The organism is Candidatus Omnitrophota bacterium (assembly GCA_041649175.1).
In the GTDB taxonomy this organism is placed as follows: Bacteria; Omnitrophota; Gorgyraeia; order Zapsychrales; family JBAZNR01; genus JBAZNR01.
In genome coordinates this window covers 396,834-409,539 of the sequence record JBAZNR010000001.1, presented here as the reverse complement: position 1 = coordinate 409,539, position 12,706 = coordinate 396,834, and the positions used below count along the sequence as shown (strand labels likewise).

Annotated in this window: 1 protein-coding gene (running past both ends of the window); it reads left to right on the top strand. The window is 44.3% G+C overall.

All 12,706 nt of this window come from inside a single coding sequence — aceK, locus tag WC676_01430, bifunctional isocitrate dehydrogenase kinase/phosphatase (GenBank protein ID MFA5059275.1), on the top strand. Of the gene's 132,390 coding nucleotides, 21,757 precede the window and 97,927 follow it; the stretch shown corresponds to coding positions 21,758-34,463 — codons 7,253 (partial) to 11,488 (partial); the first codon wholly inside the window starts at window position 3. The start codon and the stop codon both lie outside this window.

Below are 12,706 nucleotides of genomic sequence, written 5' to 3'. Positions count from 1 at the left end.
CAACGCCGGTTGTTCAAGATACAACCGTCATTGATACGTTAACCAAAGCTGCCGTGGATACATTCAACGCCGCTCAAGACACAGTTTTAAGCGTTGTTTCCCATGTCAGCTTTGCTGATCAAATCGCGAATATTATTCATCAGCCTTGGTTCATCTGGGTTGTTTTCGCCATGGTTTTCGCGGCGACTTTAAGTTTTGCCACTGATAAATTCGAAGATAAAGTGATCCGCCTCTTCAATCCCGCGTTTGAACGAATTGAAATGAGCTGGATCTTAACCGAACAGCAATTCCAAAGCCGAATTAACCGTGCGATCGAGATGTTGGTTAAATCCAACGAAGGATTAGAACCTACGGCTGACAGAGCTCCTGTTGCGCCGGTTACCGAACACCAAGAAGAATCCTTAGCTGAAATATTCCCGGGATTTATTTCCGACCGCGTCAGAACGACCGTCAACAAACAAAGAGCCGAGCGTTTGATCAAGATGCTTACTCGCATCAAAAACGATCTCGCCGAAGCCCGCGATAAAGTGTCGGTGAGACGTCGCGGCGAATACATCTATATCGTTGATCAGCTTCTGTTAAAGATCGCCCAAAACATTGAAGGCTACAGAGGCATGGAACAAGTTCTCCTGAGCACAATGGGAGTTTTAGATGAAATCAATCTTTCCAAGAAAGCCCAAGCCTTAGGCGAAGCGGCCCAAGCCAGAAATTACAACGAAGATGAAATGGTGAAATTAGCCGACGACCTTTCCGAAGGATTAACCAATGTGATTGCGTGGCTTTCTTTAGGATCTTGGCCGACGATTACCACCAGAGATTTTCCGCTTATTACGATCATTGATTGGATCCATGTTTCATTAAACGGATCTGCCTCTTCCGTGGCGGAAGGCAGATCCGATGTTGCCAACGGAACTCAAGCTTCTGTTATGCAGAATGACTTGAGTTCCGCGGCAACTAAAAGACGGATGACCGAAGAAACAAGAGAATTCATTGATGTCCTGATCGCCGAAATTGCGGAATTATTCACACTTTGGAACGAAGCCAACTCCAACGGCGCTGTTGACCAAGCGAAATTTATCGAATTTTACATCAAGGCCGGTAATTTAAGAAACTTCATCAATGATTCTTTTGACGCTACTGAAGATGAAACATTAAAAGCTTTGATCTCCGGTTTGATGGTAGGCGATGAATATAGCGTTCAAGATATGATGAATCCTTTAGCCGCTATTGTATTCGCCTTAGAAACATTCGGCAGAGGAGAGCTTGATGAACGCATTCAGATCAATCAAAGATTATCCAATTTAGGAAAGATCAAATCTTCATTAAAAGCCGTTCGTTCCTTAGGTCAATTGGTTATTGTTAATCATGAAGTCGGCGTAGACGAAGACTTCTCCATGACGATGGAATTAGTTGATTTCGCGCGGTCTTTAAACGGTCATTCTAACAGATTTAAAGTTGCCAACAACGGAGCCGAGGCCCTTCGGCCCCTCCCGAGGGATACCTCGGTCTCCGTGGCAGCTGAAAGCAAAAACGGCCAAAAAGACGCCGGCCGGGTGGTTCCTTTAAATAGAAATCAAAACAACGGTTCCGCTTTAGTTGATGATGTCCGTTATACCCGCGCGTATCGCGCCTTAGCCAATAAACCGGTAAGTGAATTATTAGATATTCTCTCCGGAAAGACTCGCAACACTGAAGACGCCGCCCAACAGCCTTTTGAACGCGGTGCCGCCGCTGATATCCTCGTGGAACGATTAGTTGCCAATGATGAAGATGCTCTTATCCGCTTACTCGCCGGTGAAACATTAACCCTAGAAGATGAAGAGATCAATCTCTTCGATTATTCCGAGATCGCCGAAGGCATTGCCTTTGATCTAAAGAAGGGTAAATACAATGAAGAGGAGATCATTAGCGCCATTCATCGTCTGTATGACGGCAAACGCGCCAAGCTCGCCTTAGCTAATTTAGAAGCCATCAAAGCTTTAACTGTTCTTATCTTCAATAAAAAAGACGAACAAGCTTTAGAATCCTATGACCGCCACATGGTTGAAGTCTTCACCTTAACGTATGAATTTCGTGAAGAAGAAGGAAGAGATTCCGGTAGAGACTTAACCGATGAAATTCAAAATGACGAACAAGCTTACAACCGCGCTTTACGCAATATCGAGCGTTTAGCCTCTAGACAGATCTTAGAAGCCGAGAATGAGTTAAATGATATTGCTAAAGAATTAAATGAAAAGCTGATGAATATTCTTCAAAGCGGCAAAAAATCCGCTCAAAAAGAAGCAGAAGAGATCATCAAAGCCTTAGGTTATTTATCCAAAGAATTAGATATTGAAAAACGCCGCATTGCTCTCGAACGTCAACTTCGAGAATTAGGATTTGAATTAGTGCGCCGTGGTGCTTTAACCGTAGACGCACGCGCGTTTTGGCTTTCTAACGGCACATTGGCAACGGAAGATTTAAGCATTGAAGACGAAAAAGTCCTGCCGTTCATTAAGGATGATATGAACGTTACCGCCTTGCAAGAAGCTTTAGACCGATTTGAAGATTTAACCAACAATCCGCAACTTTTTTACAATGCGATTTTAGCCCAAGAATTCTTAAGAGCTACCATTGATGTCTCGACACTTTATTTCATTCTTTCCAATCCGTCGGCCGCCGCACTTTACTTCGCCAACAATGAATATTTAGTTGATCCGGCCAAAATTGATGTCGTTAAGAAAACCGCTCAAGCGATTAAAGATCAGCCCGTTTATCTGGTTGCTGATAAAGATCAACTTAAAGGTTTGACCAAAGATCGTCCGTGGCTCAAGAGATTTTGGAAAACCACAAAGGGCAAAGAAGCTTTAGAACGTGGTACTTTAACTCAAAAACAAGCTAAAAAGTTATTCGGCCTTTCCGATTATTTTGTAGCGTCAATTTCTATCAATCAAGCGTTTGGGGCCGTACAGTCATTTTCAACCGAAGAAGAAAAAGCGATCTTCTTGAGTTTAGTGAGCGGCCGCTTAGACTTAACGGAAGAACAGTTAGGTGAGATCTGGAACCAGAATAACAGAACAATTTCCCTCAGTAAGATTTTAGAAGCCTCTGAAGAAGAAAGAGAAGTTATTCGCCGCAGTATAGGTCAACATCTTTCTAATAGAGATTTCATTAACGGAAATTCTATTGTCAGCTTTGATGAAAAAGATGAAGACGGCCAATTAAGATTATTCAAAGAGACTTTAGCGATTAGCCGCGTCTTACAGATGATGTTGATCGGTAATCGTCCTTTAAAAGATATTGTTGAATTGCTGAGCGAAAAACGTATTAAAGAAATAGCTACCGTTGCCGCTCATGACCGTTTAGCCGGGGAAGGTTTCCCGCGCACTAAAGGTGACGGTCAGCCATTACGTGAAAAAGATTCTTTGCTCAAACGCATCGGTTTACCGGTGGCGGTTGCTGTGGTCGGTACAATTGTTACGGTTGCCTTGATGGCGATCGCGATCGCACTTTTCGGTATTGACCCGACCATGCTTTCTGTTGGCGGGTTATTGACGACCATGAAAGACGCTGTGTTAGCTTTAGGTCAATTTGATCTTATGGCTTTTGTTGGATTCTTCGTTGGGGAACGTTGGTTGTGGATGGCTGTTGTCTGGCCGTCCGTTCTTCTCTACTTGGCCTATCACGAATATGGACACGCGATCACAGCCTTGCTATTTGGCGATAAGACAGAATCTTTACCTGAAAGAGCGACCGTTTGGAAGATTTGGAAGCACATTAGTTTTAAAGAAACGATTCTTAAACCGTTTTTAGGTATTAAAGTCGGCGCGGCTATTCCGGTCAGCGTCAACCATGACTACACGACTGGAAGCGAATATCGAAAAGTTATTTTTGCCGGCCCTGGGAATAACTTTAAATTATTCGCTGTTTCCGGGTTATTGCTTTTAGCTGTCATTGCTTTCTTCCCTGCATCCATCATGATCGGCGCGATCAGCCTCAAGCTTTTGATAACCATTGCCTTATCCAACAGTTTCTGGCTTAACTTATTCCTCTTTGTTATGAACCTCATTCCGCTTATCCCGGGCAAAGACGCCAGCGGAAATTATCTCAAAACAGACGCCACGCAATTACTTTTCGGTAAAGGCAATATGCCGCAATGGTTCGTAAGCGTGGTTGACCCGATCTTAAAATTGGCGTTTTCAGCAGGGCAGATCGCGCTCCTCTGGTTCTGGCCGGGCACGTATGGATTTGTGAACAATGAAACCGCCAAACAGGAAGTTGAATTAGCAGAAACTAAATCAGAAAAAACCAAGAACTCTTTTGTCGCTCCGAACTTCTTAACGGCAATTCTCGCCGCCTTAGCCGTAACGGCAGTTGCGGCTTTTGGCGCGCAAGGCGATGTTTGGCCGTGGGATGCCAGCATTTTAGGTATTTTATCCCCGATCATTATTTATGGCGGCACGATCCTTTTCGGAGTTTACTCATTAAGACAGAACTTTGTTTTCGCGCCGATCGCTATTTTCCTTTATTTCTTTGCTTATATAGATTTTAAAGCTATCAGCCCGTTGGCGCATGATTATTTCGCTAATGTCTTAGATCCGATGTGGTATACAAGCGTGGTTCTTGGTTTAGTTGAGATCGCCAGAAAATCTAAGATCATTGCCAAGTTCATGTTTAACGAACACAGTTCTCCGGAACAAAAGATCAGGCCCATTAAGCCTGTTAATCCTAATCTTTTCCCTGTGACGCTGATGGCCGTGACGGTTGCTTTAAGCATACAAGAATTCTTTAGCGACTTTATTAATCAGCACAATCTTTATTGGCTTACGTTGACCGAAGACATAGGGGATATCATTGCTTATGCGATCGGCGCAATGATATTCTGGGCTGCCGTAGCGCCGATCGTTTACAACTTAAAACGTGTTCAAAGATCAATCAAATACTTCACCCATCGATCAAAATTTTCCCCGGTTTTTGCATGGTTCAGAGAACATCTCAAAGACGCGTTCATCATTGCCATGATCATTGCCCCAAGCAGTAATCTCTTCGCCCAGACGACGGCTAGCACAACAGCTTCTCCCGACAACGGAGGCAGTATTTTAGCGGTAGGTGCAATTGCCGTAGTTATTGCCGCCATTGTCAAAGAAACAAAGAGAGTTCGCGCTGAAAAATCCACGCAAGAAGAAGTTCAAGAAGAGGCTGTTACAGAAGAACCCGCAACGGAAGAGATCTCAACAGAAGAAACCGTAGAGCCGGCTAAAACATTTGATGAATTGACTGAAGAAGAATTAAATGAGCAATTAATGAATGCACATCGCCGTATGATTTACAAAGCGGGATTTGGTTTTTACACCGAAGAAGATGTCAACGCGACCAGCGGAGAAGGTTTAGAGCCCGAAGAGGAAACACTACTTACTCCGGAGGAAAATTGGGCGGCCTTCCAGGAAAAGACGACCGCTGAAGAGTATTATGACGAACCACAATCTATTTTTGCTCTCGTCCGTGATGTTTATCGCCGTCATCCGAGATTGACCTCAGTGTTCTTAGGATTATCTTACTTGACCGGCATGTTGGTTGCGATGCCGTCGGATGTTTTCGCGGCCGAACAACATCCTTACGCTATTGAAGGCCCGGGCACATTTGGCGCTTCTAACTCAACCGAAGAATTTACGCCGGTGGTTGAGAATGATCCTACCGAAACAGCCCAATTAGAAACAAATAGAGCCTTAGATCTTAGCGCTGACCTCTTCACGTTAACTCCGAACGGGCATTTTGGCGACCATAGAACCAAGATGGTGGATGGAAAAGAAGTGAGTTACGAACACGGCGGTATTGATATTGCCGCTTCCGTTGGAACTCCGGTCATTGCGGCGCAGGGTGGCATCGTTGGTGTCGGTAACAGCGAAGATGGTTTCGGGCTTCACGTTTGGGTTGATAGCGGCGCTACGAAAGCTATTTATGCTCATTTAAGCGAAACAAATGTGAAAGCCGGCCAAGAAGTCAGCAAAGGCGACACTTTAGGTTTCACCGGTATCAGCGGTAATGCCAATAACACTACAACACCGCATTTGCATTTTGAAGTAAGAATCAATGGTAAAGCTGTTGATCCGGACGGATATTTAAGCAATAAAAATATCAGCTTCCCACTGGCCGCCTCCACAACGGCCGCGCTTGATTCCGCGGAAGCAAAACTTATCGCTGATTCTTTAGATGTTATCCACAACATCGAAGATATGCGAGAAGAATTGCGATCATGGGACAGCCTCGCCTTAAGCGATACGGTTCTTTCCTTAGAAAGAATTCATAAGTTAGATAATAGCATCTATGCCGTTATCTCAGCCCATGCCCGAAGCTTTGTTTCCTTACCTGACAGTGTTCAATCGAAGATCATTGATGACTACCAGAATATTTATGGAACCTATAATACAGGCGCAACCCGCTTAGGATTAGGTTTAGGATGGAATTGGAAACCGGGCAATGCCTTATATCATAAATCGCTCAATGGAGTTTTACCGGAATACCTTAAGGGTTTTGGTGTCAACGTTATTATCAATTCACCGTACACGCCGTATTTTGAATTGCTCAACCAAGGTTTGGGCGCCGATGAATCCTTCAAACACCTTTTCCGCGGACATTTGACCCTCGGTGAATTTGCCGGCGCCGTTTATATGATCGACGCCATATCCGGTGTTCGTAATCAAATTGTCAGCAATAAAATTGACCCCGAACAAAACGGCGGGATCTGGGAATCCACCGACAATTCTGTGTTCATTAATGCCTTAACCTTTAAACATACGAAATTCCATACCAATCCGGTCTTAAAAGACTCCAGCTTTATCGCTTCCGATAACGGTAATTTTTATCAATTCGGCCCGGCCGCCATTTTCCCTGATGTATTCAGAAAAGCACTTGGTTACGGCATTGGAAAGCAAATCTTCGGTGATGGACGTCAATCTTGGATCTTTGACGGCTATAGTGTTGCGTATATCCCAAGCCAATTAGAGGTCGCGTTCAACAGAATCGCCTATGACAACAAAGATAATAATTTAATGTATGTGATCGAACGCGGACAAAAAGGCGACAGCTTAATTGTCATTGATGAAAACGGCCGCGAAAGAAAAGATCCGGCCCAGTGGTATGTCTTTGGATTTAAATATAATCTTCAAGAATATATGGAAAGCAAAGGCAAGGCAGGAAAATACTTGGAATTTTCATCCACACGCTTTTTAACCAAAGAGGGAAGCGATGTTCCTTTGATCCAGACATTCATTGATGATCCTAAACATCCGGAAAATAAAGCCTGGGATATGCAGCCCGGCCAACGCTACATTGTTCCGTCGGCTAAGATGTTGGAAAATATCCAAAAACAATATAATATTTATGTCGGGTTTGATGAAAAAGGTAATCGTATCGTCGGTGCCGAGATCCATCCTATAACCGGCGAGATCCTGGCTACCTATTATGAAACCAGAGGCGTACCGTTAACTGTCAAACAAGTTCTCCCACATCGCGAAGGAATGAATGTTTTAGTGGACGGTGTGGCTGAAGCGGATGTCAACCCGGCGGGCGATCTTGGCCGCTACAATGATGGACGCGCCATTCATCCGGTCGTTATTTACAGCGAAGAAACAGCCCTGACCGATTATTGGTTCAACCGTGAAGACGTTGGCCAACAAGCGGATGTCATTGTAATGGGCGCCAGTGGAACCAGAACCGTGGCTGTGAATGATATGAGCGCGGTTTCATCAAGCGTCTTAACAGAATCTCAAGATGTTCTTTTAACCGTTCATGAAACCAGAGGAGATAGTTCTTACGCGGTGACATTACCTAAAGGTTTAACCGTTGTTACCGATACAACTATCGTTAAAGAAGGGGAAGTTGGCATCTTAGTTGCTAAGCCTAATCGTGTTCCTTTAGCCCGCGCTATCACGCCTCACGGAAGCTATTATCTTTATACGCAAGCCGAAATGGATGCGATCAACACGAAGGATCTGAGAACCGGTCAATCAATTATTTACCGCTGGTTTGATAAGAACGATGTTGTGACTGACTCAGTCATTATTACTCCTAAAGAAGGCCGCTTACCGCCAAAAGCCATTATCTCCGGCCCGCGCGTTAATCCGGCTGCCAACGAAGGCGGTATTTTAGAATACGGCGCTAATGTTCCTGATTTCAAAAAAGAACTTTATGAGCGTGATGCCTCTGGTGTCAGCATTGATAGTGAAGGTAACAGAACCTTCTACATAGATAGCTTACCGGTTACTCAAAGAACGACTGAAGTCGTTACGGATAGTGTTGTTATGCCTTTATCGTTTTACGTCAGCCAGATGTCAGCGGATGTAGAAAAATTAGATGAAGTCTTATCTTTAGCCGGATTGAACAGCGCTTCATTAGAACAATTAGCCAGACAATTAGCGGTAGAAAGATCCGCTATTGATTCGCTTCGCGGCCAATTTGATAATGCTCAACTTCTTTCTCAAGAAGCCGATTCTGCTTATATTCAGTTGCGCTCAAATGACATTGAAGAAGGATTAAGAAAACAAGGGCTTAGCTTTAATGAGATCATGAGAGCCATACCGGAAGAACAAGTGAAGCTTTCCTCCAAATTAAATATCTATCATTTCATTCACGAAGTAGCGACCTCTCGTGAGATGACATTCGATTCTTTATTGGCTGATATTAGAGTCCAAGCCGATACATTGGGCGCGGACAATGCAATTCGCGGATTACGCCAAGAATACTTTGCGGCCATGGATTCAAGCTCAGGAATTATTAAGGCCTCTGATCTCGACAGCCTCGAAGCTGATGTTGATAGAACCGATATCCTCATAGAGAACTTAAATCACCTTAGGAATCATGAAGGAACGATCATCCCGATCTCTGATATTTATAGCTGGAGCGATACAACACTTGATTCAGCAAATGCTGATTTAGCCCGTCATTTTGGTTATTTAGATACGCTTAATATCTGGCTTGAACGAGGCGACAGCTTATCTTATGCCAATATCCTTATGCCGGAAGATTCCATTGCGTCCGCGTTTCGTTACTTTGATGAAGATGATCAAACGCCTAACGCGCCGGTCATGGGAGCTGTCCAGCGTATTAATGAAGCCTTACCATTCTGGCAAGGCCAAGAAATCGTGTCTCGCGGACAACAGGGCGCATGGCATCAATTAACAGTGGATATGATCCACAATACACAAGTCGGTATTGGTATTGTTCAAAGACAAAGAGACAGAGTGGCTAATGATGCCATGGAATACGCTGTTGCTCCTGCCTTCTTTGAAATGCCTCAAGAGATCTTAACCGTTAAAAGAGACATTGAAATTGACTATATCGCCTGGAAAGAAAATACCATTCGTATCATCAACGACGCCTTAAATAATACGACCGTTAGCTACCACTTATTGCTTCCTATCTCTCCTTTGACTTGGCCGGCAGATAGCAAACGTCCCTTTGGCGTGTACACGATCCCTGAAACCAGAGATTATTACAATGACAGGCTTGACCCGGCGGTTGAAGAAAGCATTCCGCAAAGCATTGCATTCTGGAATGCCTTAAGAGACAGCCTGCCTGATTCTTTAGTCGAAGTAAGATCTTTAGCCGGCAGCCTCGCCCATAACTACGAACGCGAAGCGGAGCATATCATCCAATTTGGATATCCGGACTTAACAGCAGATTCATTGTTCCAGACGGGCAATACCAACGAAGAATCCATTATTGATGTTATTGTGAGAAAATTGGAATTCTACATCAATCAGCTTAACTATAAGAGTGAGCGCCTTGAATTGTTAAGACGGTTATACGCGTTCAATGATATCTTCTCTCATATCGGTTCTGATTCTGCCAGCGTTGAAGAATACAAAGATTATTGGACCAAACAAATAGAAGAATCCATTAAACGCATCAATGACCGCACCGGCGCCGGACGCGATCCGCTCGGAAATATGTTAAGCAGTTTAGGCGATCATGCTCAAGGAACTCGTCAGCAAATGCAGGGTATTCGCGCGGTTCATAATGCCGAACAAAATTCCAAAGAAGCCAATGATGCCGCTACCGCCGTTTTTGAAAGCTATTTAAAAGGCAATGAACAATATAACCGCATCTTAGGCGAAATAAGAGAGCGCGTTGCCGTTCAGATCAATGCCAACGATACATTATCCATCGGGGAAAAAGAAAATCTGGTCAAAGCGCTCGAAGAATATTTAGCGACTCTTGAACACGCCCCTCCGGCGGTTGTTCGCGTCGGCCGCAATTTACACGTCTTAGGCGAAGTTGTTCCTCTGGTTAACCTCGATCAATTCACCCTCAATAATCAAACCGCTCCTCAAGTTTGGCAATCTGTTATTAACCGGCTTACCGATAGCGATGGTAAACCCATTGTTTCCGCGTCCAATCAGATCGCCGCTTTTGATATTTTAAAAAGCTTAGGTGTTGGCGGTGTCAACGCCTTTGTCGGCCAGGTCCAGCCGGAAGCGCTTGGAATGGGTTCTAAATACGCCTTAGTCGGTATTGACCTGACCAATAAACAAGCGACACTGATTTCCAAGACCATCGCCGGAAAAATGCAAAGCTACAGCTTCAATGAGTGGCCTATCGATGGGTACACTGAAACACAAACCAGCCGTTACTTCGTTTTGATCCAGAATATCGGCGTGAATAATAAATCCAATACCGTTTATTTAGGCATTAGCGGTATTTTCCAAGCCGAAACATATCGTTCCAATGAATTAAAAATTAACAAAAAAAGCCAGGGCGTTGAAGAATATGAGGGTGATCTGGACCGCATTACCGGCTTAAACGGTATTTTGGATATTTCCACCAGCGGGCGCACCAATGTTATTTTAGAAGCCGGCCTTGCTCAATCCGAAGGCAATGTTAATTCTCGTATCGAAATTTTTGACGGTCTTACGGGCATTCTTGTCAACAGATCCGACGTTGCCTTAAAAGCCCAAGATCAATATAGTTTTGAGAAGGCGACCTTCAAGCTTCAGGCTTCGGATAACTTAACTTTAAACTTTTCTATTCTTAGCGAACAATTTGGCACCGATGATCTTTGGGGAAAAACAAAAGAACTTCATGGCGTTGCCGGTGCCGGATTAGATCTTGGCCCTATCACCATCAGTGTTGAACAGGCGGCTGATCTTAAAGGCGGAAAAACGCTCGACAGAACGACAGCCGGAATTCAATACAAATCTTTTAAGGGAACCTTTAGTTTTGTGGATGGAAAACCTGCCTGGATGGTAGAAGCTTCACCGGTTAAAGGCGTTCATGTTAACGTCGGACAAGCCTTCGATAGCCATTGGCGCGGCAGCGTATCCGCTTATCGGGATAATGGTGATGTTTCCGCCGGTGCCAGAGTGACAGCCGATCTTAACAATGGGCAAGTTATTCCCGGTGCATCTGTTGAAAAGACAATTGTTAAAGTCGGTGGAAAATCCAAAAATATTACAGAACTTCCTAACATTGTTGTTGCGCCGGTTGTAAGCGACACGCTAATTATGCCGGCTGAAATGAAGACGCAAGCTGACACATCCAGATTAGAAGTTACCGTTCCGGATTCATTCTACACCGTTACGGCGGATAGAACCTTAGACGGAGATATTTTTACCTACGGGCCTAGAGTGATTAGAGAACACTTAGCGGCTTTAACTGACAGCTCTTACGCCGGTTATGCCATATTCTTCGACGGAAAAGCGCCGCGTGCGGTGACAAGTGATGTTTATGATCTGGGCAAACCGCTTACGTTTATGAAACCAGAAGAATTAAAAGCGGCCGGTATTACCCGTGATGATTCCAGCAACTACTATATTCACGTGGAATATAAAGGCAAAACATATCCGATCAAAATTGGCGATGAAACCGGCCGCACCATGGTTATTACGCCAAAACGCGGCAGTGAATTATCCAGTGAATTACGTTCCGCTTATCCGATCATTGTCGAAGGCAATATCGCGACGATCGAGCGTGAATTAAGCTATGTCAGAGGATTTGGGGTTATTCGCGGAAGCTCCATTGCTGTCACACAACCGATGTTGCAGGCTTTAGTGGATGGAACCAATGGCCGCTTAAAGGGCATTGTCTTAGATAGAGTTGATGCAAATGGCGACCCTGTTTATCGCACCACCGTCGCCAATTACACCTCACCGTCCGGTAAATTCTACAAAGAAGCTCCATTAGAGCTTGGCCGTCAGGGCGTGGCGTTCATGAACTGGGTTCATGATAATTATTTCGCGATGGAAATCGGCCCCGAAGGAACTATCTATCATCGATATCCTGAAAGCCTTCGTAAATTAGATTTAAGACAAAAGAGTAATGAAGTTGTCAGTCTCCACTATGTTAATGGAAGAGATAGAGAACCTTATCCGGCTCCGTTCGAATTCTTACCGAAAGCTATCGAGAAAATGGCCGCAGATTCCGCTAAAGGCCTGATTTCCTTAAATTGGTTCAGTGTCACTGACAGCACGACTTCTGACAATAGAACTTGGTATATCCATAATAAATTAAGCCAATTTAAACAGGTTGATTCGTTCACAGGTAAAGGCAATCTCGTTCGTAGCCAACACACCGTTCAGCAAGAAGATATTCATGTCAACCCGATCACCTGGGATGAAGTTTATGCAACATCGCTTGATTCCTCGAGAGATCTTGGCGTTGATTCCTTATTTATTAGCCGTCAAAACGGACATAGCGGCTGGCAATACAATGTGACCGGTGTCTATGATAT